Here is a 23465-nt window from a genome sequence, read left to right as displayed (position 1 = left end):
ACATTCCGAACCCGGAAGCTAAGCCTCACAGCGCCGATGGTACTGCAGGGGGGACCCTGTGGGAGAGTAGGACGCCGCCGAACAATCATTCAAGAAAGCCCCGCCGGGTATCCCGGCGGGGCTTTCTGCATTTCACGGCAGTGGCGGGAGCGGGACCGGGGGGATCGTGCTGCTGACGCCGTTCTGGTCGACGACGACGCGGGGCTGGGTGGGGTCCTTGAGGTTGGACGCCGAGACGTAGGCGGTGTCGGAGGCCTTGTCGAAGAGGATGCTGCTGCTGTGGGCGGTGAGCAGTGACTTGTCGAGCTCGCGGACGGAGACCCAGGTGGCGGCCGGCGGGAGGTGGGGGACCAACGGGGCCGGGAGCTTGCCGAGGTCGCGTTCGCGGTAGGTGACGGGGTACTGCTGGACCTGGGGGAGCTCGGCGGCGGTGACGGGGCGTTGGCCGAGGAGGCTGGTGACGTGGCCCGGGGGGAATCGGGCGACGATGTGGCAGCGGTAGTCGTTGGGACCGGGGAGGCGGTCGCCGGGCCGGGCGGAGGAGCTCTCGATCCAGTGGGTGGAGACGACCGGGCCGAGGCGGGCCAGGCAGCGGCGTACCGGGTCGAGGTCGGTGAGGACCTCGGGGGGCTCCATCAGTGGGTTGTGGGCCTCGGCCGGCTGGGTCTTCTTGCCGTCGGGCAGGACGAGCAGGGCCAGTGGTGACAGGCCCAGTGCGCCCAGCAGGAGGAAATTCCTGCGCTTCATGTGGTGCTCCCCCGGAGGTGTTTCGGTGATCGGTCAATTCGATCACCGGGAGGAGCGGCGGGGGATACGCCGGAGGTACCGCAGGCGTACGCCGCAGGTACCGGTTCAGAGGCGGCCGGCGGCCTTGAGGGCGAGGTAGGTGTCGGCGAGGGCCGGGGGGAGGGCCGCGGGCGGGGCGTCGAGGACGGTGACGCCGCGGCGGGTGAGGTGGGTGGCGGTGCGGGCGCGGTCGGCGCGGGTCTGCTCGGCGGCCGCGGCGGCGTAGACGTCCTGGACGGTGCCGCGGGTGGTGGCGAGTTCGTCGAGGCGGGGGTCGGCGACGGAGGCCAGGACGACCTCGTGGCGCTTGGTGAGGAGGGGGAGCTGAGGGAGCAGGCCCTCCTCGATCGGGCCGGCGTCGAGGCCGGTGATCAGGACGATCAGGGAGCGGTGGGGGGCCAGCCGGAGGGTGGCGGAGGTGAGGGCGCGCAGGTCGGTCTGGACCAGGGCGGGCTCCAGGGTGGCCATCGCGTCGGTGAAGGCGGGGAGCACGTCGGAGGCCGAGCGGCCGACGACGGTGCGGCGCTTGTGGGAGTCGTGGGCGAGCAGGTCGACCCGGTCGCCGGCCTTGGTGGCCAGGGCGGCCAGCAGGAGGGCGGCGTCGAGGGCGGCGTCCAGGCGGGGGGCGTCGCCGACGCGGCCGGCGGAGGTGCGGCCGGTGTCGAGGACGATCAGGACGTGGCGGTCGCGTTCGGGGCGCCAGGTGCGGACGGCCACGGTGTGGCGGCGGGCGCTGGCGCGCCAGTCGATGGAGCGGACGTCGTCGCCGGGGAGGTACTCGCGCAGGGAGTCGAACTCGGTGCCCTGACCGCGGGTCAGGATCGAGGTGCGGCCGTCGAGTTCGCGCAGGCGGGCCAGCCGGGAGGGCAGGTGCTTGCGGCTGGCGAACGGGGGGAGGGCGCGGACCGTCCAGGGGACCAGGTGGGAGCCCTGGCGGGCGGCCAGGCCGAGCGGGCCGTGGGAGCGGACGGTGACCCGGTGGGCGTGGTGGTCGCCGCGGCGGCTGGGGAGCAGGTGGGTGGTGATCCGGCGGCGCTCCCCGGCGGGGATGGTGAGGGCGTGCCGGGAGGCCTCGAAGGAGGTGCCGGGGCGCCAGCTGGAGGGCGGCCAGGCGTCGCGCAGGCGGGCCCTCAGGGGGCGCCGGGAGGGGTTGGTGACGGTCAGTTCGACCGTGGCCGGCTCGCCGAGGCGGACGGTGGTGTCGCCGGTGCGGGTGAGCACCAGGGACCGTACCGGGGCCGCCAGGGCGAGGTCGGCGAGGACGGCGAGCAGGAGCGGGCCCGTGACCGCGCCGATCCCGGCCCAGGAGGGCAGCAGGAGGCCCACGACCAGCGCGCCGAGCGCGGCGATGAGGGCGGTGCGGCCGGTCAGGGCCATGGGTGACGCTCCTTCAGCAGTACTGCGTGGTCAGCGCGGGGCCGGGGTCTGGGCCAGGACGGCCTGGATGACGGAGTCGGCGGTGACGCCCTCCATCTCGGCCTCGGCCCGGAGCTGGACCCGGTGGCGCAGGGTGGGCAGGGCGAGGGCCTTGACGTCGTCGGGGGAGACGTAGTCGCGGCCGGCCAGCCAGGCCCAGGCGCGGGAGGCGTTGAGCAGGGCGGTGGCGCCGCGCGGGGAGACGCCGATGGAGAGCGACGGGGACTGCCGGGTGGCCCGGCAGAGGTCGACGATGTAGGCCAGCACCTCGGGGGAGACGGTGAGCTTCGCGATCTCGGCGCGGGCGGCGGCGAGGTCGGCGGGGCCGGCCACCGGGCGCACGCCCGCGGCGGCCAGGTCGCGCGGGTCGAAGCCGGAGGCGTGCTTGGCGAGGACCTGGAACTCCTGGTCCCGGGTGGGGAGCGGGAGGACGAGCTTGAGCAGGAAGCGGTCGAGCTGGGCCTCGGGCAGCGGGTAGGTGCCCTCGTACTCGACCGGGTTCTGGGTGGCGGCGACCAGGAACGGGACGGGCAGCGCGCGGGGCTCGCCGTCGACGGTGACCTGGCGCTCCTCCATGGCCTCCAGCAGGGCGGCCTGGGTCTTCGGCGGGGTGCGGTTGATCTCGTCGGCCAGCAGCAGGTTGGTGAAGACCGGGCCGGGCTGGAAGGAGAACTCGGCGGTGCGGGCGTCGTAGACCAGGGAGCCGGTGACGTCGCCGGGCATCAGGTCGGGGGTGAACTGGATGCGCTTGGTCCCCAGGCTGAGCGCGGTGGAGAGGGTGCGCACCAGCAGGGTCTTGGCGACGCCGGGGACGCCCTCCAGCAGCACGTGGCCGCCGCAGAGCAGGGCGACCACCAGGCCGGTGACGGCGGCGTCCTGGCCGACCACGGCCTTGCCGATCTCGGCGCGCAGGGCGGTGAGCGCGGCCCGGGCGTCGGTGGCGGCGGCCGGAGCGGCCGAGAGGGTGGCACCGTCCTCGGGGGTCGGCTTGCTGAGGGAGGTGGTGGCCTGCTCGGTCACGGCTGTCGTACCTGCCTTTCCAGGGCGTCGAGGGCGTCGGTCAGCCGCAGCAGGGCGGCGTCGTCGGTGGGTGCGTCGCCGTACAGCAGCGCGTGGAGGTCGGCGGCGGGGCGGCCGAGGCGGTCGGCCAGGGCGGTGCACAGGGCGGCCGGGTCGGGTTCCCCGGTGTGCAGGGGGATGCCGAGGGCCGGGGCGGTGCGGTGGCGGGTGGCCCGGCGCAGGGCGTCGGCGGCCCGGCCGCGGGCCTTGGCGCGCTGGTAGAGCCGGGCCCGGCCCTCGGTGGTCTCGGCGGCCCGGACCACGACCGGAAGCCGTTCGGTGACCACCGGGCCGAGCCGGCGGGCCCGCCAGAGGGCGGCCAGCACGGCGGCGACGGCGAGCTGGAGGGCGGCCCAGTTCCAGCCGGCCGGGATGTGGTCGGTGAGGCTCTTCGGCTGCTCGGCCGGGGCCTGGGAGTAGTCCGGGAGGTACCAGACCAGGTGGTGGCGGGAGCCGAGCAGGCCGAGGGCCAGCGAGGCGTTGCCCTGCTCGGCGAGCCGTTCGTTGGTGAGGAAGCGGCCGCTGCCGAGCACCACGGTCTCGCGGGAGCCGGGGTCGGTGTGCCGGACCAGGGAGGGGCGGCCGTTGACGGGGTAGCAGCCGGTGTCGCCGGGGCCGGGCCGGTAGAGGACGCCGCCGAGCTCCGCCCTGCCGGCCCGGGCGGCCTCGGGGAGGGTGCAGCCGGGGGCGGTGGGGGCGGACTCGGCGAGGTGCGGCTCGCCGGAGGCGTCGGTGGCCTCGGAGATGCCGGGGGCGAGTCCGGCCAGGGCGTCGGCGTCCGGGCCGATCAGCACCAGGCGGCTGTCGCTGCCGCGCTTGCGGGCGGTGAGCGGGCCGAGCTGACCGGCCGTCAGGGGGACGGTGAAGGGCAGCACCACGGTGGTGCCGGGGGCGGCCAGGGCCTCGGAGAGCTCGTCCTGGGTGCCGGCGGTGCGGACGTCGACGCCGCGCTGTTCGAGCAGGCGGACCACGGCGCGGGTGCCGTGCGGGTCGGGGTCGCGCGGGTGGAGCGGGGGGTACTCGCGGTGGTCGTCCAGGCCGCTGACGAGCAGGCCGCCGACCAGGACGACGGCGGTGCCGAGCAGGAACCAGCGGCTGCGGCGCCAGATCGGACCCCAGCCGGGGAAGACCCGGACGGCGGTGCCGGAGGCGGGCGGGGCCTCGGCGGACGGTGCGTCAGGAGCGGGGGCGCCGGGGGCCGGCGCGGTGGTATCGGTGCTCACGTGGTGCTCCCGGCGAGGGACGGCCGGCTGGCGGTGACGGCCCGGTCGAGGTCGAGCAGGGCCTGGTAGGCGGCCGCGTCGGCGGTGTGCTCGCCGTAGACCACGTCGTCGAAGGTGCGGGCGGCCCGGTGCAGCGCCTCGGCGTGCTCGGGGAGCACCCGGCCGGCCTCGGCGGCGGCCTCGTCGGCGGTCCGGCCGGGCCGGACGTCGAGCAGCGTGCGCTCCTCCAACCCGCGTATCAGGGCGCGCAGTTGGTCGCGTACGGCCTCGGCCCAGGCGCCCGCTGCGGCGTGTGCGGCGGCGGCCGCGCGGTGCTCGTCGGCGGTGGTCGGGCGGTCGGTGCCGAACAGTGCGGCGGTGCTGCGGGCGGCCCGGCGCGGGGCGCCGAGGCGCCACCACAGGAGGGCGGCCAGGACGACCAGGACGAGCAGGAAGAGCATCACGGTGGTGATGCCGTGGGTGGCGATGCCGACCGCGCCGAAGGCCTTGTCGAGCTGCTCGAGCACCCAGTCCCAGATCCGCTGCATCAGGCTCGGGTCGTGGTGGTGGTACGCCGGGTCGAGCCGTTCGATCCGGGCGGCGTCCCGGGCCGCGTCACGCTCCTCGGTGACCGGGACGCCGGTGGCGAGCGGGGCCCACTCCCCCCAGTTGGGCATCAGCTTCCCTGCGGTCCGGTCTGGTCGGGGGCGGTGCCGGCGGCCGGGGCGGCGGCGGGGGACGGCTCGTCGGCGGGCGTGCTCGCGGCGCGGGCCAGCTCGATGTCCAGGCCCTCGCGGCGGATCCGGCGGTCGACGTAGAGCAGCACGTTGATCGCGGCGACCAGCGGGATGGTGACGCAGGAGGCCAGGATGGCGCCGACCGACAGGAGCAGGATCAGCGACGGCGGGTAGCTGGTGCCGATCAGGCCGAACTCCGAGTCCGGGGTGAGCGCGTCGTCGCCGAGTGCGGCCATCCCGATGACGGTGAACGGCAGCACGAAGACGGCGGCGATCAGCCCGGCGATGAACTGGCCGAGCAGGGTGACGCCGAAGGTGCGCCACCAGGCGCCCTTGACGAGGCGTCGGGAGCGGGAGAGGGCGGTGAAGACGCCCTGCTTCTCCAGCATCAGGGCCGGGGCGGCCATGCTGAGCTGGACCATCACCCAGACCATCACGCCCAGCCCGGCGAGCAGCGGGAGCACGGCGAGGGCGATCAGCGCGTCGTCGGCCCCGGAGATGCCGAGCAGGAAGACGGGCGCCACGGCGACCACCCCGATGCCGGTCATGATCAGGCTGGTGACCACGGTGAGTCCGAAGAGCTTCAGCAGCTGCGGGCGGGCGGCGGCCCAGGCGGTGCCGAGGGTGGCGCGCTGTCCGAGGATCGCCTTGCTGACCACCATGGTGAGCAGGCCGGAGGCGATGATGCCGAGCAGCATCGCGAACAGGTAGCCGGCGACCGACAGGATCGCCGGGCCGATCGCGTCCGGCTGCTCGTAGCCCCACCACTGGGCGCCCGCGGTGAGCGCCTGCTCGGCGACCGCGACGCCGAGGGAGAGGCCGACGGTGGAGCGCCAGTAGCGGCGCACGGTGGTGAAGGCGCCGTCCAGCAGTTCGCCGACGGAGAGCGGGCGGAGCGGGATGACACCGGGCTTCGGGCTCTGCGGCTGTCCCCAACCGGGGGCACCCCACTGCGGTCCGCCGCCCCAGCCGGGCTGCGGGCCGGGGGGAGGCTGCTGGCCCCAGCCGGGCTGCTGCTGTCCCCAGCCGGGCGGGGGCTGCTGCCCGTAGGCACCGGCGTAGGGGCCCGGCGCGGGGCCCGCCTGCGGCGGGACCGGCGGGGCGGTGGCCGCGGCGGGAGGCGGCGTGTCCGACGTCCCGGCGTCCTCTCGGGGCGGCTCGGGGGAGCCGGGCGAGGCCCAGCCCGGAGTGTCGGTCATCACTGCTCCCGTCGAATCGGTACTCTGTGGCGCCCATCGTGCCACGGCACGGTTCGGCGCTCGCAGGGATATCCCGGCCCGGCTCCGGGCCCGGTCCGGGCGGGGGGCGAACTCTGCGACGATATGACTGACTTGGCGGGCGGAAGCACGCCGGAATGGCACGACTGTGCGGCAGGTCACAATCCGGTAATGAGAGGATGGACGCATGAAGGGACGTGTCCTCGTCGTCGATGACGACACCGCACTGGCCGAGATGTTGGGCATCGTGCTTCGTGGTGAGGGTTTTGAGCCGTTTTTCGTCGCGGATGGGGACAAGGCGCTAGCCGCGTTCCGGGAGACCAAGCCTGATCTGGTCCTCCTCGACCTGATGCTGCCCGGGCGGGACGGGATCGACGTGTGCCGTCAGATCCGCTCCGAGTCCGGCGTGCCGATCGTGATGCTCACCGCGAAGACCGACACCGTCGACATCGTGGTCGGACTGGAGTCCGGCGCCGACGACTACGTCGTCAAGCCGTTCAAGCCCAAGGAGTTGGTGGCCCGGGTCCGCGCCCGGCTGCGCCGCGCCGAGGAGCCGACTCCGGAGCAGCTGACCATCGGTGACCTGGTGATCGACGTGGCCGGTCACTCCGTGAAGCGGGAGGGCCGGGGCATCCCGCTGACCCCGCTGGAGTTCGACCTGCTGGTCGCGCTGGCCCGCAAGCCCTGGCAGGTGTTCACCCGCGAGGTGCTGCTGGAGCAGGTCTGGGGCTACCGGCACGCCGCCGACACCCGTCTGGTGAACGTGCACGTGCAGCGCCTGCGCTCGAAGATCGAGAAGGATCCGGAGCGCCCGGAGATCGTGGTCACCGTCCGCGGTGTCGGCTACAAGGCCGGGCCCAGCTGACGTGACGCAGCAAGCTGACGACTCCCCGTCGGGCACCGCCGCCGACGGGGAGTCCACTGTTCGCGGGGACGTGCTGAGCTCCACCACCACCGGTGGCCGCCGGCCCCGGCGCGGCCCGGTGGCACTCTTCGCGTTGGTGGCCCGTCAGTTCCGGCGCCCCTTCCACCGGGTGGTGGCGCTGTACCGGCGCTCCATCCAGGTGCGGGTGGTGGCCGCGACCCTGCTGCTCTCGCTCGCCGTGGTGCTGGTGCTGGGCGTGGTGGTGGTCGCCCAGGTCCGCACGGTGCTGCTGGACGCCAAGAAGCACTCGGCGCAGAACCAGGCCCGGGGCGGCTTCGAGATCGAGCAGGACAAGATCAACGACGCGATCAACCTGCAGGCCACGGTCGGTGCCAACACCGACCCGACCCGGGTGAAGACCAGCACCTGGCTGATCAAGCAGGTCTCCGACCTCGCCACCGGCGGCAGCGGGGTCTACTCGGTGATCGCCCTGGTGCCCAACACCGACGAGGTGCACAGCTCGTCCAGCGCCGCGCTGCGCGGCGCGTACGGCTCCGGCGAGATCCTGCCCGCCTCGATCTCGCCGGAGCTGCGTGCCCAGGTCGCCGCGAACCCAGGGGTGATGTTCGAGCAGACCTCCGAGGTGAAGCGGGCGGCCGGGCCGGGGAAGGCTCCGAAGACGGAGCCGGGCCTGATCATCGGCCAGCAGTTCCGGGGCCCCGACGGGACCACCCAGTACCAGCTGTACTACGTCTTCTCGTTCGCCCAGGAGACCAGCTCGCTCGGGCAGGTCACCGGCACGCTGGCGACCGCCGGGGTGTTCGTGGTGATGCTGCTGGGCGGCATCGCCTGGCTGGTGGTCCGTCAGGTGGTCACCCCGGTGCGGATGGTGGCCGGGATCTCCGAGCGGCTGGCCGCCGGGCACCTCGAGGAGCGGATGAAGGTCACCGGCTCCGACGACATCGCCCGGCTCGGCGAGTCCTTCAACCGGATGGCCAACGCGCTGCAGGCGCAGATCCGGCAGCTGGAGGAGCTCTCCCGGGTGCAGCGGCGGTTCGTCTCGGACGTCTCGCACGAGCTGCGCACCCCGCTGACCACCGTCCGGATGGCGGCGGACCTGATCTACGACAGCCGGGACGACCTGGACCCGATGGCGGCCCGCTCGGCGGAGCTGCTGCAGGGTCAGCTGGACCGTTTCGAGTCGCTGCTCGCCGACCTGCTGGAGATCAGCCGGTTCGACGCGGGCGCGGCGATCCTGGACGCCGAGCCGGTGGACCTGCGGGACATCGTCGGCCGGGTGGTCGAGGCCGCGGACCCGCTGGCGCAGGCCAAGGGCAGCGCGGTGGTCATCCGGGGCGGCGAGGAGCCGGTGGTCGCCGAGGTGGACTCCCGGCGGATCGAGCGCATCCTGCGCAACCTGGTGGTCAACGCGCTGGAGCACGGTGAGGGCCGGGACGTGGTGATCCGGCTCGGTTCGGCCGGGGGCGCGGTCGCGGTCGGCGTCCGGGACTACGGCATCGGGCTCAAGCCCGGCGAGGCCTCCCGGGTGTTCCACCGCTTCTGGCGGGCCGACCCGTCCCGGGTGCGGACCACCGGCGGCACCGGCCTCGGCCTGTCGATCGCGGTCGAGGACGCGCACCTGCACGGCGGCTGGCTCCAGGCCTGGGGCGAGCCGGGCGGCGGATCGCACTTCCGGCTCACCCTGCCGCGCACCCGCGGCGGCGAGATCAACCGGGCGCCGTTCCGGCTGGAGCCGGAGGACTCCCGGCACAACCGGGGCCTGGCCAGCGCGGGCCCGTACCGCCGGGCCAGGCCGGCCGGGGCGACCGCGCTCACCTCGGCCGAGCAGTCGGCGGAGATCCCGGAGACGCCGGAGGGCCCGGCCACCGGCTTCGGCCCGGGGCTGGGCGGGGTGCTGAGCATCGGACCCGGGCTGGGCAAGGCGCCCTCGGCCCCGGTGGCCGACCCGTCGGACGTCCGGGCCGCTTCGGCGGGGTACGGTGCGACCGGCGCACACGTGGTGGTGGACCGGTCGGCCGGCAGGCCGGCCGAGGCGCCGTCGGCCGGCGCGGCCGACGGGGAGAGCGACTCGGAGGGGGAGCGGCGTGCGGAGGACGGACAGGACTGACCGGCGGCTGCTCCGCGCGTTCGGAGCGGCGCTCGCCCCGCTGATGGCCGCGGGCTGCGTCTCGATGCCCTCGGACGGCTCGCCGGAGCGGGTCGGCAGCCCGGCGACCGCCGCCCCGGAGAACCTCCAGGTACGGGTCTACCCGGCGCCGCCGCACCCGGGGGACAACCCGGAGAAGCTGCTCACCGGCTTCCTGGACGCGGCCAACGCCGACGAGCCGAACTACGCCACCGCCACGCAGTACCTCACGGCGGCGGCCGTCCGGAAGTGGCAGCCGGAGGCGCAGGTGGTGGTCCTGGGCTCGCAGGCCAGGTACACCGTCTCGCTGGCCGGGGGCTCCGACCGGGCCGAGGTCCAGGTGCAGGGCAGTCAGATAGCCGAGGTGGACCGGCACCGCACCTACAAGCCGAACCCGGACCCCGGCTACAAGGCATGGTTCAAGTTGGTCCGGGAGACCGAGGGCAAGAACAAGGGCGAGTGGCGGATCGACGACCTGCCCAACGGGCTGATCACCGATCAGACCGAGTTCAAGAACGGGTACCGGGCGGTGCACCGCTACTTCCCGACCAAGCCGGACGACTCGGCCGACCAGGCCCGGCAGCCGGTGCTGGTGCCCGATCCGATCTACGTGCGGCGCCGGGTGGACCCGCTCACCGCCGCGGCCAAGGCGCTGGTCGACGGGCCGTCGGCCTGGCTCTCCCAGGGGGTCCGCACGGCCTTCGGCGAGCAGGTCGAGATCGAGGGCGCCGTCACGGTCAACGACTCCAACGCGGCCACCGTGAAGGTGAACGTGGCGGACCTCGGTGCCGAGATGGGGCGCTGCGGCGAGATGGCCGCGCAGCTCTTCCACACCCTGTCGGACGTCCAGGGCAAGCGACTGGTCCAGCTGACCCTGGCCGGGCACAAGGGGAGCTGCCAGACCGGGAGCGAGACCGTGCTGCGCGCACCGGGCGCGCTGGCCGGCGGCGTGTTCGGCACCAGGCAGTACTACCTGGACCGGGCGAAGGGCCAGCTGATGCAGACCGCGGACACCGACGGGAGGGGCACGCCCGTCCCGGGCCCGCTGGGCGAACAGAACAACCCCCTCCGGCCGAGCGCCTTCGCGGTCCGCCGGGACGGCGTGGCGGCGGCCGTGGTCGGGGCGGACGGCCACGACCTGTACGTGGTCGACCTGGCGCAGGGGAGCACCCGGGGGGAGTCCGTGCACCGGAGCGGGAGCACGCTGGCCTCGCCGAGCTGGGACGGCTGGAACAACCTCTGGCTGGTGGACCCCGCAGCCCCCTCCGGCATGGTGATGGTGCGCGGCCGGACGCCGGTGCCGGTCCAGGTCGGCGGGCTGGGCAGCGGGAAGGTCCAGTCGCTGCGGATCTCCTCGGACGGCACCAGGATCGCCCTGGTGGTGAAGGACGGCGGCAAGACGGCGCTCAGGCTCGGCCTGGTCCTGCACACCGGCACCCCGGCCAGGCCGGGGGTGGAGGTGGTGGTGGATCTGCGACCGGTGGCCTCGGTGCTGAGCGAGGTGGTCTCGGTGGCCTGGGCCGACACGGACCAGCTGCTGGTGCTCGGCAAGGAGCCGGACAAGCTCCAGCAGCTGCACTACTTCGGCACCGACGGCTCGGTCAGCGCGGACGTGCCGCTCCAGGGCGGCGACTCGATGACCTCGGTCTCGGCGACCGAGGCGCGGAACACGGGCAGCAAGGAGCTGCTGCCCCCGGTGCTGGCCACCTCGGCCGAGCAGGTCTACCGGCTGTCGGGCAGTCAGTGGGTGGAGCTGGCGCCGGACCTGAAGGGCGGTCAGTTCTCCTACCCCGGGTGACCGGTGGCCCGCCGGACGGCCGCCACGGTGGCGGCCGCGCGGGGCGGGTGGCCGAGGGCCGCCAGGGCGCGGGCGGCCTCGGCCAGGGAGGCTCCGGTGGTCACCAGGTCGTCCACCAACACGGCCTGACGGCCGGTCAGCAGGCGGGCGGCGCCTGGGCGGGCGGTGAGCGCGCCGTGCAGGTTGGCGTGCCGCTGGGCGGCCGTCAGGCCGGCCTGGTCGGCCACCGCGCGGCGGTGCCGCAGCAGGTGCGCGGCCCGGACGGGGTGGCCGTGGCGGCGCAGCTCGCGGGCGGCGGCCCGGGCGAGGCGCAGCGTCGGGTCGTGGCCGCGGGCGCGGGTGGCGGCCCGGGTGGACGGGACGGGCACCAGCAGTGCCGGGCCGGGGCCGAGCGCGGGGCGGACGGCGGCGGCCAGAGCGCGGCCGAGCGGCGCGGCCAGGCGCAGCGCGCCGCGCTCCTTGTGGGCGATCAGCAGGTGGCGGACCGGGCCGGCGTAGCGGGTGGCGGCGTACACCGGGGGCAGGCCCTCGGGGCGCGGGTGCGGAGTGGCCGGGCCGGGGACGGCGGTGTCCAGGGCGGCGCGGCAGGCCGGGCAGAGCGGGGTGCGGCCGGTGCGGCAGCCGGCGCAGCGGGCGGGCAGCAGGAGGTCCGCGAGTTCGAACAGGACGAGGGCGGTCATGACGGCTCCCGGTGCTCGGCCGGTGCTCGGGCGGTACCAAACGGTGGGCCGTCCGGGGGGTGTTGTCCAGGTGTTTACCGGTTTTTCACTCGGCTGAGGGTAAACAGGACGGAACAGTCCTCCAGCCGACCGGGGATGGCGAAATCCCGGTGTGAGGTGTTCGATGAGGCTCCAAGGGGTTTCAAGCGCTTCTGGTGGGGAGGAAGTGAGGTGAGGGCCAGTCCCTCCCAGCGCCCCCGGAAGCCCCGGTGGTGATGGTGAAGCGGCTGGTCCGGCTGGGTCTCAGTCCGGTGCCGGGAACGTTCCGGCCCGGCGTCAGCACGAGGGATCGGAGTTCTGCGTGGACATCGTCGTCAAGGGCCGCAAGACCGAGGTGCCCAAGAGGTTCCGAGAGCACGTGGCCGAGAAGCTGGAGAAGGTCCAGAAGTTCGACGGCAAGGTGATCAGCCTCGACGTCGAGGTGTCCAAGGAACACAACCCGCGCCAGGCCGACCGGTCCGAGCGGGTGGAGATCACGATGCGTACCCGCGGCCCGGTGATCCGGGCCGAGGCCGCCGCCGCGGACCCCTACGCGGCGCTCGACCTGGCCTCCGCGAAGCTGGACGCGCAGTTGCGCAAGTCCGCCGACCGGCGGCGGGTGCACAAGGGCGGCAACGGCCGCACCCCGATCAGCGTCGCGGAGGCGACGGCGGCGCTGGCGTCGCTCCCCGAGGTGGAGGAGCCCAGCGCCGGGGTCAACGGCTCGGCCCGCAAGACCATGATGGGATCGCTGGAGGTGGAGGGCGACGGACCGCTCGTCGTCCGGGAGAAGACGCACGGCGCCCCGCCCATGTCGCTGGACCAGGCGCTGTACGAGATGGAGCTCGTCGGCCACGACTTCTACCTCTTCGTGGAGAAGGACAGCGGCCTGCCGAGCGTGGTGTACCGGCGGCACGGCTACCACTACGGCGTGATCCACCTGGCCACCGACGGCACGAACGTCGGCCCGGCCAGTGACGCCGGTGGTGCGATCGGCGGTCCCGACCAGGACTGACGCACAGGAGGCGGAACGGGTGACCCCCGGTGGCAGCGGCCACCGGGGGTCACCCGTTCCGGGAGGGGCGACGGCGGAGGGTGATCGGCCCGGGGTGCTTCGTGGAATGATGGCCCGACACTGACCAGCGGCGGGGAGGGGCGGATGGGGGAGCGATTCGGTCCGGCGGGCGGACCGCTGGGGGATGCGGACGGGCCGCCGCACCGGGACGAGCCGATCCGGGTCCTGGTGGTGGACGACCACGCGCTGTTCCGCCGGGGCCTGGAGATCGTGCTGGCGGAGGAGCCCGACATCCGGGTGGTGGGCGAGGCCGGGGACGGGGCGGAGGCCGTGCTCAAGGCGGCCGACCTGCTGCCCGACATCATCCTGATGGACGTGCGGATGCCGCGTCGCAGCGGGATCGAGGCCTGCACCGCGATCAAGGACGTGGTGCCCAGCGCCAAGATCATCATGCTGACGATAAGCGACGAGGAGGCCGACCTCTACGAGGCGATCAAGGCGGGGGCCACCGGCTACCTGCTGAAGGAGATCTCCACCGACGAGGTAGCCACCGCGATCCGGGCGGTCGCCGACGGGCAGTCGCAGATCAGCCCGGCGATGGCCTCCAAGCTGCTCACCGAGTTCAAGTCGATGATCCAGCGGCGTCCGGACGAGCGGGAGCTGCTGCCGGCGCCGCGGCTCACCGAGCGCGAGCTGGAGGTGCTCAAGCTGGTGGCCACCGGGATGAACAACCGGGAGATCGCCAAGGAGCTCTTCATCTCCGAGAACACGGTGAAGAACCACGTGCGCAACATCCTGGAGAAGCTCCAGCTGCACTCCCGGATGGAGGCCGTGGTCTACGCGATGCGGGAGAAGATCCTGGAGATCGGCTGAGCCCGGGGCCCGGCCGGACGGGCCGGGATCACCCGATCAGCTTCTCCAGGGCGGGGCGCAGGCCCTCGTCGGACAGCCGCTCCACCCGGACGGCGGTGCAGCCCACCCATCCGGCCGCCTCGCGCAGCGCGGTGGCCAGCGCCTCCAGGTGGCGGGGCGAGTCCAGCGAGACCTGACGGGCCACCAGGGTCTTCCCCTCCCGGGCCGGGTCGACCCGGCCGACCAGCTGACCGCCCGTCAGCAGCGGCATCGCGAAGTAGCCGTGCACCCGCTTCTCCTTCGGGGTGTACGCCTCCAGCCGGTGCGTCAGGCCGAAGATCCGCTCCGTCCGGGGCCGGTCCCAGATCAGCGAGTCGAAGGGCGACAGCAGGGTGGTGCGGTGCCGCCCGCGCGGGGCGGTCTCCAGCGCCGCCGGGTCGGCCCAGGCCGGGGCGCCCCAGCCGGCCACCGTCACCGGCACCAGGCCGGACCCGGGCAGCGCCGCGTCGAAGTGCTTCGCCTTCAGCCGGTAGTAGTCCATCAGATCGGCCCGGGTGGCCACCCCGAGCGCCGTGCCGGCCTGGGCCACCAGGCGGCGCACGCACTCCGCGTCGGAGGGCTCCTCGGCCAGGTACTCGGCCGGGATCGCCTGCTCGGCCAGCGCGTACACCCGCTTCCAGCTGCGCCGCTCGGTGCAGACCACGTCGCCGAAGGCCAGCGCCTTCTCCACCGCGACCTTGGTGTCCGACCAGTCCCACCACTCCGAGGTGCGCTTGGCGCCGCCCAGCTCGGTGGAGGTCAGCGGGCCCTCCGCGCGCAGCTGGTCCAGCACCTGACGGTACGTCCGCTCCTCGGTGCTGCGGCCCCAGACGTGACCGTTGGACCGGTAGGAACGGCGGCGGAAGCCGAACAGCGGCCACTCCTCCACCGGCAGGACGCAGGCCGCGTGCGACCAGTACTCGAAGGAGGTGCCGCCGCCCCAGTACGCCGCCTCCACCGCCGGGCGGCCGACCGCGCCGAGGCGCGCGTACGGCACCAGCTCGTGCGAGCGGGCCAGCACCGAGATGGTGTCCAGCTGGACCGAGCCGAGGTGCCGGAGCACGCCGCGCACCCCGCCCCTGCGGTCGGGCGCGCCGAGCAGGCCCTGGGCGCGCAGCGCGATCCGGCGGGCCTCGTCGGCGGAGAGTTCGAGGGCGGGGGCAGGCATGGCGGTCATGCCGCGCAGGGTAGACGGGGGGACTGACAGCGGCGGGAACCAAGTCAGGTCCCGGTGCGTACAACCTGAGCGAGGGCCGGATGGTGACCGAATTGTCCTCACCGGAGCGCAATCGGCCGTTGTGCCCCCACGGGTGACACGGGAATACCGTGCTGACGCACCTCCCGGCGCGTTGGCTCCCTCGCATACGATGGCCCGTGCGGTGGGGTCGACCCACCGTGCTGCCGTCCAACGCCGAACAGGCAAGGAGCCCGCCCTAGTGTCCGTCTTCGACAAGATCCTGCGCGCCGGTGAGGGCAAGGTCCTTCGCAAGCTCCAGCGGATTGCTGCCCAGGTCAACTCCATCGAAGAGGACTTCGTCAACCTCAGCGACGAGGACCTGCGGGCACTCACCGACGAGTACAAGCAGCGCCTCGCCGACGGCGAGACCCTGGACGACATCCTCCCCGAGGCCTTCGCCACCGTCCGCGAGGCGGCCAAGCGGGTGCTCGGCCAGCGCCACTACGACGTCCAGCTGATGGGCGGCGCCGCGCTGCACCTGGGCTACGTCGCCGAGATGCGCACCGGCGAGGGCAAGACCCTGGTCGGCACCCTGCCCGCGTACCTGAACGCGCTGAGCGGCAAGGGCGTGCACCTGATCACCGTCAACGACTACCTCGCCGAGCGCGACTCGGAGTGGATGGGCCGGGTGCACCGCTTCCTCGGCCTCGAGGTCGGCGTGATCCTGGGCAACATGTCGCCCGCCGAGCGCAAGCGCCAGTACGCCTGCGACATCACCTACGGCACCAACAACGAGTTCGGCTTCGACTACCTGCGCGACAACATGGCGTGGTCGCAGGACGAACTGGTGCAGCGCGGCCACAACTTCGCGATCGTCGACGAGGTCGACTCGATCCTGATCGACGAGGCCCGCACCCCGCTGATCATCTCCGGCCCGGCCGACCAGGCGACCAAGTGGTACGCCGACTTCGCCAAGCTGGTGCTGCGCCTCAAGCGCGACCGCGACTACGAGGTCGACGAGAAGAAGCGCACGGTGGGTGTCCTGGAGGAGGGCGTCTCCCGGGTCGAGGACTACCTCGGGATCGACAACCTCTACGAGTCGGTCAACACCCCGCTCGTCGGGTTCCTGAACAACGCCATCAAGGCCAAGGAGCTCTACAAGAACGACAAGGACTACGTCGTCATGAACGGCGAAGTCATGATCGTCGACGAGCACACCGGCCGCATCCTGGCCGGCCGCCGCTACAACGAGGGCATGCACCAGGCGATCGAGGCCAAGGAGGGTGTGGAGGTCCAGAACGAGAACCAGACCCTGGCCACCGTCACCCTGCAGAACTTCTTCCGCCTCTACGACAAGCTCGGCGGCATGACCGGTACCGCCACCACCGAGGCGGCCGAGTTCCACCAGATCTACAAGCTCGGCGTGGTGCCGATCCCGACCAACAAGACCCCGCTGCGCATCGACCAGCCGGACCTGATCTACAAGTCCGAGCCGGCCAAGTTCGCCGCCGTGGTCGAGGACATCGTCGAGAAGCACGAGAAGGGCCAGCCGGTCCTGGTCGGCACCGTCTCGGTCGAGAAGTCCGAGTACCTCTCGCAGGAGCTGCGCAAGCGCGGCGTCCCGCACGAGGTCCTCAACGCCAAGCACCACGAGCGCGAGGCGCAGATCGTCGCGCAGGCGGGCCGTCGTGGCGCGGTGACCGTGGCCACCAACATGGCCGGCCGCGGCACCGACATCATGCTCGGCGGCAACGCGGAGCACCTCGCGGTGGCCGAGCTGGCGCAGCGCGGCATCACCGAGATCGACACCCCGGAGCAGTACGAGGCGGCCTTCCCGGCCGCGCTGGAGAAGGCCAAGGCCGCCGTGAAGGCGGAGCAGGTCGAGGTCCAGGAGCTGGGCGGTCTGTACGTGCTGGGGACGGAGCGGCACGAGTCGCGCCGGATCGACAACCAGCTGCGCGGCCGCTCCGGCCGTCAGGGCGACCCGGGCGAGTCGCGGTTCTACCTGTCGCTCGGCGACGACCTGATGCGGCTGTTCAAGGCCGGGATGGTCGAGCGCGTGCTGGCCATGGCCAACGTGCCGGAGGACGTGCCGATCGAGTCCAAGATGGTGACGCGGGCCATCGCCTCGGCGCAGACCCAGGTCGAGCAGCAGAACTTCGAGATCCGCAAGAACGTCCTCAAGTACGACGAGGTGCTGAACCGTCAGCGCGAGGTCATCTACGGCGAGCGTCGTCGCGTGCTGGAGGGCGAGGACCTGCAGGAGCAGGTCACGCACTTCATGGACGACACCGTGGAGGCGTACGTCAACGCCGCGACCGGCGAGGGCTTCGAGGACGACTGGGACCTGGACAAGCTGTGGGCGGCGCTCAAGCAGCTGTACCCGGTGACCCTGGACCTGGAGGAGCTGGAGGAGGAGGCCGGCGGCCCGGCCGGGCTCACCGCCGAGTTCCTGGTGAAGGCGCTCCAGGAGGATGTGCAGGGGCAGTACGGGGCCCGTGAGGACGCGCTCGGCGCGGAGATCATGCGGGAGCTGGAGCGGCGCGTCGTGCTGTCCGTGCTGGACCGGCGCTGGCGCGAGCACCTCTACGAGATGGACTACCTCCAGGAGGGCATCGGCCTGCGGGCGATGGCCCAGCGCGACCCGCTGGTCGAGTACCAGCGCGAGGGCTTCGACATGTTCTCCGCGATGATGGAGGGCATCAAGGAGGAGTCGGTCGGCTACCTGTTCAACCTGGAGGTGCAGGTCGAGCAGCAGGTCGAGGAGGTCCCGCTCGCGGAGACCGAGGAGACCCTCGCGCGGCTGGAGAAGGACCAGGCCGCGGGCCGCCCGGAGATCAAGGCGAAGGGCCTGGAGGCCCCGAAGCCGCAGCGTCTGCACTACACCGCCCCGTCGGTGGACGGCGACGAGCACGTCATCGAGGGAGACTTCGAGGACGGCCTGGAGGACGGCGACGGGCTGACCCGGGCGGAGCGGCGGAAGGCCGCCCGTGCGGCGAAGGGGCGTCGCAAGAAGTAACACCCGGTAGGGGTTTTCAGGGGCGCGGGGAACTGCGCGCATGGGAACGGCAGCACCGGCAACTGGCTGATGGTGGGTCAGTTGCCGGTGGGCCGCCTCCCGGAGCGCGCAGTTCCTCGCGCCCCTTGGTGTTGCAGCTGGCTCTCGGTGCTTGAGTGGCAGCTGGGGCGCCTTCCGGAGTGCGCCCGCGCGGCGGAGCCGCAGATCAGCGGAGCCTCGCGCCCCTTGGTGTTGCAACTGGCTGCCGGAGCTCGTGTTGTAGGTGGGTGCCTTCCGATTCGCGCAGTTCCTCGCGCCCCTGGGCGTTGCCCTGCCGAGCCGCTGCCTCCAACTACCTCGCTTCGACGGCGGTGCACTGCCATTGGTCGGTGCGGCGGTGCTGCTCCAGGCGGAAGGCGACCATGTGGTGGCGGGGGCCGAACTCGACGCGGACGCAGACTTCGAGGGCGCGGGGGGTGGGGGCGGAGTCGTAGACGCGGCCGAGGCGGTGCGGGGTGAGGTGGCCGCGGGGGCGGAGGGGGCCGGTGCGGACCAGGGCGGTGAGTTGCTGGTAGCCGGGGAGGGTGGTGTGGCGTTGGAGTTGGCCGGCGGGGCGGTGGCCGGTGAGGACTTCGACGAGGCGGTGGGCGAAGCGGGCGGCGAGTTGGCTGCGTTCGGTGCGGACGGGGGCGCAGGCGGCGCGGGGGTGACGCGGGGTCAGTTCGCCGACGGGGTGCGGGCGGCGCGGGGTGCGTTCGGGGCGTCGCGGGTGGGGGTGGGCCAGGGCTCGGACCCGGGGTGCGGCGGCGGTGGGAGCGGTCATCGGCGGCGCCCTTCGTGCGGAGCGGTGCGGGTTCGGCTCCTTGGTACCCGGGCCCCGGGGCGCTGGCAACGGACCGGCGGTGGCGGGTCGGGGGGCCGGTGCGGTGTCACCTATCCGGGTGGTTCCCGCTGTGCGGGAAGGGCTCCGGCGGGTGGTGGGGGTGCGCGGGGTTGACCGGCGGGGCGCGGGGGGTGGGCACGAAGGGGGACGTACCGTGGGGGCCGGTCGGTGGAGGGCGGAGGTGGTGCCTGGTGCGGCGGGGTCTGGTGCTCGGTGGTGGCGGGGTGCTGGGGGCGGCCTGGGCGGTGGGTGCGCTGCGGGCGGTGGAGGAGGAGACGGGGTGGCGGCCGGGGGAGGCCGAGGTGATCCTCGGGACTTCGGCGGGGGCGGTGCTGGGGACGCTGCTGGCGGCCGGGGTGGGGACGGCGGAGCTGACGGACCACCAGCGCGGGCTGGCGGTGGGGGGTGTACTCGAAGGGGTGGGCTTCGGGTACGAGGCGGCGCTGGGCGGGGCGTTGCCGCCGCTGCCGAGGCCGGGGTTCGGTTCGCCGGGGCTGCTGCGGGCGACGGTGCGCAACCCGCGGGCGTACCCGTTCCTGACCATGGTGTCGGCGGCCGCGCCGACCGGCCGCGGGTCGGTGGCGCCGGTCGGCGAGCTGGTGCGCGGGCTGGTCGGCGGGGCCCGGCCGGAGGGGTGGCCGCTGCGGGTGGTGTCGGTGGACTACGGGACCGGCCGGCGGGTGGTGTTCGGGGATCCGGGGCAGCCGCAGGCGCCGGTGGCCGAGGCGGTGATGGCCTCCTGCGCGATCCCGGGGTGGTTCGCGCCGGTGGAGCTGGACGGGAGCCGGTACGTGGACGGCGGCTGCTGGTCGGCGAGCAACGCGGACCTGATGCTCGGCCGGGGCTTGGACGAGGTGTACGTGCTGGCGCCGATGGCGCTGCGGCCGGGCTGGCCGGACGGCCGGGGGGAGGGCCGGGCCGGGGCGGTGCGGGAGTGGCGGCGGCGGGACCGGCCGCGCGGGGTGCTGGTGCAACTGGTGGGCCGGTACCGCAGGGTGGTGACCCGTCAGTTGTTCCGCGAGGTGCGGGCGTTGCGGGCCGCGGGGGTGCGGGTGCAGGTGCTGGCCCCGACGCTGGAGGACCTGGCCGCGATGGGGCCGAACATGATGGACCCGGTGCGCCGCGCGCTGACCCTGGAGACCGCCCTGCACACCACGGCGCGGGCCCTTCGGGGGTGAGCCCGGCCGGGCCCGGGTGCGTATTGTTTGGCTGTCCAGATCGTCCGAGGAACCGGAGTCACCCGATGCGCGTGTACGTGCCCACCACCCTGGCCGGACTGGCGGCCGCGCACCCCGGCGGTTCGCTGGACCAGTCGGTGGCGTACGCGGTGACCCCCGCGCTGCGGGAGTGGTACGTCAGCGACGACCTGGAGGAGCTGGAGTACGCCGCGCTGAACCGGGCCGCCCAGGCCGCGCTGCGGCTGCTGGCCGAGGACGCGGACACCCCGCGCCGCCGGGTGGTGGTGGCGGTGGACGTCGCGGACTCGGCGGTGGCGCCGTTCCCCGGCGACGAGTACCAGGACCAGGCCTCGCTGGGCCGGATCGTGCTGAGGGGCCCGCTGCCGCTGGCCAAGGCGGCCGCGGTGCACGCGGACGTGGCCGACGCGGACGTGGTGGCCGACGTGGCGGCCGCGGTGGCGGCGGTCGGCGCGGCCGACGGGGGCGACGCGGACGCCCAGTTCACGGTGGACGGCGCCGAGGACCACGAGCTGCTCTGGTTCGCCACCCAGGAGATCCCCGCGCTGCTGGCCTGACGGGGGCTCAGGGGTCAGTGCAGCGGGTCGCGGACCACCTCGGGCAGGCGGAGGACGGCCTGGAGGGCGATGTAGAGCTCGGCCGAGTCCAGTGGGCGCTCGAAGGAGCGCCCGCTGAGCTGTTCGATCCGGCGCAGCCGGTAGCGGATGGTGTTGGGGTGGCAGAACAGCAGCTTGCCGGCCTTGTCGGCGGAGCCGTCCACCGTGAAGTAGGTGGACATGGTGGTGAGCAGCTGCTCGCGCTGGCCCTCCGGGAGGTCCATCAGGGGGCCGAGCACCTGGTGGCCGATCCGGGAGGCGGTGGAGGGGGAGCTGACCACCAGCATCGGCAGCGGGGAGGCGTCGAAGACCGAGACGGTCTCGGACCGCGGGGCCGCGCTGGCCAGGGCGACCTGGGCCAGGTGGAGGGCCTGCGGGGTCTGGTCGAGTCTGGAGTAGCAGGGGCTGACCCCGGCCCGGCGGACCGTCTGGAGCCGTAGCGTCTCGACCAGTTGCTCCATCGCGGTGCCGTCCTGCATGGAGACGATGCCGATGTGGGCGTCCGGGGTGAGCCGCCAGGCGGAGCCCATCTGGTGGTTGCGCAGCGCGGGTTCGATGTCCGGCAGGGCCTGCCGGGCCAGGCCGGGGGCGTGCGCGACCACCACGGCGAAGGTGCCGTCGTAGGGCAGGGTGAGCATGTCGGCGGCCTCCAGGACCAGGCCGGGGTTGCCCATGCCGCCGCGCAGCACCACGTCCACCAGGGCCGAACGCTCCTGGTCCCACTGGATCTTGAGGGCGGCGGTGCGCTCGTTGAAGGCGTCCACCATGACCGCCAGCACCTCGTCGTTGTACCGCCAGACCTCGCTGGCCATCGCGACCAGGTCGTCGCTGCTGGCCGCGCCGGTGCGCTTGGCCTCGGAGACCATCCGCTCCCAGAGGCAGCGGAAGCCGATCCGGTAGGCGGTCTGCACCATGGCCAGCGGCACGCCCTGCTCGGCCCGGCGGCGGCCGGTGACGTGCGGGGCCTCCAGGGTGATCCGCTCCCCGGCCAGGCCGCGCAGCGAGTAGGCGAGGTTGTCGCGGACGGCCTCGTGCAGCTGGCCGGAGGGGAGCGGGCCGGCCGCCTGGTAGACCTTCAGCTCCTCGCGGATCCGGCGGACCGTCTCCTCGGTCAGCTCCGGCAGGCCGTCCAGCAGGATCCGGGCCAGCCGTTTGGTCGATTCCCCCAGCACCGTGGTCGGTTCAGCGTCCATAGCGGCCAGGGTAGGAAGCGGCGGCCGGGCCGCCCCGGGGCCGGACGCGACCGTCCCGGCGCCGCCGCACGGTGGGGTGGCGGGACGGGGGAAGGGACGGATGCCCGTTCGAAGGGTGAAGCGGAGGCGCAGAGTTGACGCGATGTCATCCGGAAGGCCCCGGTGCCGTTTTGTCGCCACCGACAGAACCGGCCGGGCCCCCGCTGTCCGCCCCTACAGGGTTTCGAATCCGCGGATACCGACCCGTCACCGGCGTCGTTCTCAGGGCGCCGGACCGGGACGAGCGGAGGAGAGCGCGAGATGGAGAGCCGCGAGATGGAGAGCACCGTGCTGGAGCGCGACCTGACCATGGAGCTGCTGGTGTCGCCCCAGGACAGCATCCCGGTCCGGGCCCGGCTGGGGTACCGGGCCGACGACCCGTACGCCGTGCACGTCACCTTCCACGTGCACTCGGCCTCGCCGGTCAGCTGGTACTTCGCCCGGGAGCTGCTGGCCGAGGGCGTCTACCGGGCCACCGGCAGCGGGGACGTGCGGATCTGGCCGACCACGGTGGGCGGCCGCGGCCTGCTCACCGTGATGCTCCGCTCGCTGGAGGGCGATGTGCTGCTCCAGGCCGACGCCTCCACCGTCGCGGAGTGGGTCCGCCGCACCGAGGAGCTGGTGCCCCCCGGCACCGAGCACGTGCACGACCAGGTCGACCGGGCGCTGCGCGAGCTGCTGGCCGACGGCTCCACCCCCGGCGCCTGAGCGACGGCGGCGGCGGGTACCGTTCCCGGGTGAGCACGCACATCGTCTGGGACTGGAACGGCACCCTGCTGCACGACATGGCGGCCGTGGTGGCCTCCAGCAACGCGGCCTTCGCCACGCTCGGCATGGCGCCGATCACGCTGGAGCAGTACCGGGAGCTGTACACCTTCCCGATCCCGAAGTTCTACGAGCTGCTGCTCGGCCGCGAGCCCAGCCGGGACGAGTGGACGGTGCTGGACGCCGCTTTCCAGGACCGCTACCAGGAGCTCAGCGACGCCTGCGGGCTGACCGAGGGCGCGGCCGGCCTGCTCGCCGAGTGGCAGGCGGCGGGCCGCAGCCAGTCGCTGCTGTCGATGCACGAGCACCACCGGCTGGTGCCGCAGGTGCGGGCCCGCGGGATCGAGGAGCACTTCGTCCGGGTGGACGGCCGGGTCGGCGAGTCGTACGGGACGGGCAAGCGCGACTACCTGAAGCGGCACCTGGAGCGGCTCGGCCAGGACCCGGCGCGCACCGTGGTGATCGGGGACGCCGCGGACGACGCGGCGGCCGCCCACTGGGTGGGCGCGCGTGCGGTGCTGTACACCGGGGGTTCGCACACCCGGGAGAAGCTGGCCGGGCTGGGGGCCCCGGTGGTGGACTCGCTGGCGGAGGCCGTCGGACTGGTGCTGGCCGACGAGGTCTGACGGGGCGTCATGTGACCGGCCGGTTTGGACATCGTGTCCAGGACGGTGTGATCTTCCTCCGGCTTTGTGCCTCCATGTCCCCTGACACCTTGCTGGGCTTTGGTTAGGGTGAGTGACGTCGTCGGGTGCCGAATCCGTCACCATTACCCGGACGAAGGTCGT

20 protein-coding genes and 1 rRNA gene are annotated in these 23465 nt (G+C 73.5%); 12 read left to right on the top strand and 9 right to left on the bottom strand.

Annotated features, from left to right (window positions below; translation table 11 throughout):
- Positions 1-83 (top strand): 5S ribosomal RNA (gene rrf, locus ACIA8O_RS34000); the annotation flags it as partial.
- A 42-nt stretch (positions 84-125) separates the two neighbouring features.
- Positions 126-176: a hypothetical protein gene (locus ACIA8O_RS33995; RefSeq protein WP_396297878.1), complete on the top strand. Its 51-nt coding sequence runs from the start codon at positions 126-128 to the stop codon at positions 174-176.
- Positions 177-852: 676 nt separating this feature from the next.
- Here ACIA8O_RS33995 and ACIA8O_RS33990 read toward each other — a convergent pair.
- The 5 genes from ACIA8O_RS33990 to ACIA8O_RS33970 are packed head-to-tail and all read right to left on the bottom strand — an operon-like array spanning position 853 to position 6399.
- On the bottom strand, positions 853-2163 hold the full coding sequence (locus ACIA8O_RS33990) for a DUF58 domain-containing protein (protein ID WP_396297866.1): 1311 nt from the start codon (positions 2161-2163) through the stop codon (positions 853-855).
- A gap of 30 nt (positions 2164-2193) precedes the next feature.
- Positions 2194-3222: an AAA family ATPase gene (locus ACIA8O_RS33985; protein WP_396297865.1), complete on the bottom strand. Its 1029-nt coding sequence runs from the start codon at positions 3220-3222 to the stop codon at positions 2194-2196.
- Positions 3219-4484 carry a DUF4350 domain-containing protein gene (locus ACIA8O_RS33980; protein WP_396297864.1) on the bottom strand — a complete coding sequence of 422 codons (1266 nt, stop codon included), beginning with the start codon at positions 4482-4484 and terminating at the stop codon, positions 3219-3221. Before ACIA8O_RS33980 ends, ACIA8O_RS33985 begins: the two co-directional genes overlap by 4 nt.
- Positions 4481-5140, bottom strand: coding sequence for a DUF4129 domain-containing protein (locus ACIA8O_RS33975; RefSeq protein WP_396297863.1), 660 nt, complete (start codon positions 5138-5140; stop codon positions 4481-4483). Before ACIA8O_RS33975 ends, ACIA8O_RS33980 begins: the two co-directional genes overlap by 4 nt.
- Positions 5140-6399: a hypothetical protein gene (locus ACIA8O_RS33970; protein ID WP_396297862.1), complete on the bottom strand. Its 1260-nt coding sequence runs from the start codon at positions 6397-6399 to the stop codon at positions 5140-5142. The genes ACIA8O_RS33975 and ACIA8O_RS33970 overlap by 1 nt, the downstream gene beginning before the upstream one ends.
- 205 nt (positions 6400-6604) lie before the next feature.
- Here ACIA8O_RS33970 and mtrA point away from each other — a divergent pair, with 205 nt between their 5' ends.
- From mtrA to ACIA8O_RS33955, 3 genes are read left to right on the top strand one after another with little or no spacing between them, the layout of a single operon-like run.
- Positions 6605-7282 carry an MtrAB system response regulator MtrA gene (gene mtrA / locus ACIA8O_RS33965; protein ID WP_104816374.1) on the top strand — a complete coding sequence of 226 codons (678 nt, stop codon included), beginning with the start codon at positions 6605-6607 and terminating at the stop codon, positions 7280-7282.
- Position 7283: 1 nt separating this feature from the next.
- A complete protein-coding gene (gene mtrB / locus ACIA8O_RS33960; RefSeq protein WP_396297861.1) occupies positions 7284-9410 on the top strand; it encodes an MtrAB system histidine kinase MtrB in 2127 nt (708 codons plus the stop codon).
- Positions 9388-11226, top strand: a complete 1839-nt coding sequence (locus ACIA8O_RS33955) for an LpqB family beta-propeller domain-containing protein (RefSeq protein WP_396297860.1) — start codon at positions 9388-9390, stop codon at positions 11224-11226. Before mtrB ends, ACIA8O_RS33955 begins: the two co-directional genes overlap by 23 nt.
- Here ACIA8O_RS33955 and ACIA8O_RS33950 read toward each other — a convergent pair.
- A complete protein-coding gene (locus tag ACIA8O_RS33950) occupies positions 11214-11906 on the bottom strand; it encodes a ComF family protein (protein WP_396297859.1) in 693 nt (230 codons plus the stop codon). The genes ACIA8O_RS33955 and ACIA8O_RS33950 overlap by 13 nt on opposite strands.
- Positions 11907-12246: 340 nt before the next feature.
- Here ACIA8O_RS33950 and hpf point away from each other — a divergent pair, with 340 nt between their 5' ends.
- Positions 12247-12939, top strand: coding sequence for a ribosome hibernation-promoting factor, HPF/YfiA family (gene hpf / locus ACIA8O_RS33945; RefSeq protein ID WP_396297858.1), 693 nt, complete (start codon positions 12247-12249; stop codon positions 12937-12939).
- Positions 12940-13083: 144 nt separating this feature from the next.
- Positions 13084-13812 (top strand): response regulator, encoded by a 729-nt coding sequence (locus ACIA8O_RS33940; RefSeq protein WP_396297857.1) that lies wholly within the window; start codon positions 13084-13086, stop codon positions 13810-13812.
- A gap of 28 nt (positions 13813-13840) precedes the next feature.
- On the opposite strand, the gene ACIA8O_RS33935 is transcribed toward ACIA8O_RS33940, so the two are convergent.
- Entirely contained in the window at positions 13841-15007 is a 1167-nt protein-coding gene (locus ACIA8O_RS33935) for a winged helix-turn-helix domain-containing protein (protein WP_396297856.1), read from the bottom strand.
- Positions 15008-15266: 259 nt separating this feature from the next.
- On the opposite strand from ACIA8O_RS33935, the gene secA reads away from it, so the two are divergent.
- The gene (gene secA, locus ACIA8O_RS33930; protein ID WP_396297855.1) at positions 15267-18026 is read left to right on the top strand and encodes a preprotein translocase subunit SecA; all 2760 of its coding nucleotides are present in this window, start codon (positions 15267-15269) and stop codon (positions 18024-18026) included.
- A 331-nt stretch (positions 18027-18357) separates the two neighbouring features.
- Here secA and ACIA8O_RS33925 read toward each other — a convergent pair whose 3' ends face one another.
- Positions 18358-18828, bottom strand: coding sequence for an Rv3235 family protein (locus ACIA8O_RS33925; protein WP_396297854.1), 471 nt, complete (start codon positions 18826-18828; stop codon positions 18358-18360).
- A 251-nt stretch (positions 18829-19079) separates the two neighbouring features.
- Between ACIA8O_RS33925 and ACIA8O_RS33920 the strand changes: the two genes are divergently transcribed.
- Positions 19080-20066 carry a patatin-like phospholipase family protein gene (locus ACIA8O_RS33920; RefSeq protein WP_396297853.1) on the top strand — a complete coding sequence of 329 codons (987 nt, stop codon included), beginning with the start codon at positions 19080-19082 and terminating at the stop codon, positions 20064-20066.
- A gap of 65 nt (positions 20067-20131) precedes the next feature.
- Entirely contained in the window at positions 20132-20641 is a 510-nt protein-coding gene (locus tag ACIA8O_RS33915; protein WP_396297852.1) for a DUF6912 family protein, read from the top strand.
- Between the two features lie 14 nt (positions 20642-20655).
- Here ACIA8O_RS33915 and ACIA8O_RS33910 read toward each other — a convergent pair whose 3' ends face one another.
- The gene (locus tag ACIA8O_RS33910) at positions 20656-21873 is read right to left on the bottom strand and encodes a PucR family transcriptional regulator (protein ID WP_396297851.1); all 1218 of its coding nucleotides are present in this window, start codon (positions 21871-21873) and stop codon (positions 20656-20658) included.
- A 300-nt stretch (positions 21874-22173) separates the two neighbouring features.
- On the opposite strand from ACIA8O_RS33910, the gene ACIA8O_RS33905 reads away from it, so the two are divergent.
- Both ACIA8O_RS33905 and ACIA8O_RS33900 read left to right on the top strand, forming a co-directional pair.
- Complete coding sequence (locus ACIA8O_RS33905; protein ID WP_396297850.1) at positions 22174-22620, top strand: SsgA family sporulation/cell division regulator; 447 nt, start codon at positions 22174-22176, stop codon at positions 22618-22620.
- A 29-nt stretch (positions 22621-22649) separates the two neighbouring features.
- Complete coding sequence (locus ACIA8O_RS33900) at positions 22650-23303, top strand: HAD family hydrolase (RefSeq protein ID WP_396297849.1); 654 nt, start codon at positions 22650-22652, stop codon at positions 23301-23303.
- Positions 23304-23465 lie beyond the last annotated feature (162 nt).

The sequence above is a fragment of the Kitasatospora sp. NPDC051853 genome (assembly GCF_044452665.1).
Classification (GTDB): Bacteria; Actinomycetota; Actinomycetes; order Streptomycetales; family Streptomycetaceae; genus Kitasatospora.
Note: the sequence above shows the minus strand (reverse complement) of the source record. Positions and strands in the feature narration are given on the sequence as shown.

Coding starts and splice junctions, on each gene's coding strand:
- ACIA8O_RS33990 (WP_396297866.1), bottom strand. CDS start 2,163: ATGGCCCTGACCGGCCGCACCGCCCTCATCGCCGCGCTCGGCGCGCTG.
- ACIA8O_RS33975 (WP_396297863.1), bottom strand. CDS start 5,140: ATGCCCAACTGGGGGGAGTGGGCCCCGCTCGCCACCGGCGTCCCGGTC.
- ACIA8O_RS33970 (WP_396297862.1), bottom strand. CDS start 6,399: ATGACCGACACTCCGGGCTGGGCCTCGCCCGGCTCCCCCGAGCCGCCC.
- mtrA (WP_104816374.1), top strand. CDS start 6,605: ATGAAGGGACGTGTCCTCGTCGTCGATGACGACACCGCACTGGCCGAG.
- ACIA8O_RS33950 (WP_396297859.1), bottom strand. CDS start 11,906: ATGACCGCCCTCGTCCTGTTCGAACTCGCGGACCTCCTGCTGCCCGCC.
- ACIA8O_RS33940 (WP_396297857.1), top strand. CDS start 13,084: ATGGGGGAGCGATTCGGTCCGGCGGGCGGACCGCTGGGGGATGCGGAC.
- ACIA8O_RS33935 (WP_396297856.1), bottom strand. CDS start 15,007: ATGACCGCCATGCCTGCCCCCGCCCTCGAACTCTCCGCCGACGAGGCC.
- ACIA8O_RS33925 (WP_396297854.1), bottom strand. CDS start 18,828: ATGACCGCTCCCACCGCCGCCGCACCCCGGGTCCGAGCCCTGGCCCAC.
- ACIA8O_RS33915 (WP_396297852.1), top strand. CDS start 20,132: ATGCGCGTGTACGTGCCCACCACCCTGGCCGGACTGGCGGCCGCGCAC.
- ACIA8O_RS33910 (WP_396297851.1), bottom strand. CDS start 21,873: ATGGACGCTGAACCGACCACGGTGCTGGGGGAATCGACCAAACGGCTG.
- ACIA8O_RS33905 (WP_396297850.1), top strand. CDS start 22,174: ATGGAGAGCCGCGAGATGGAGAGCACCGTGCTGGAGCGCGACCTGACC.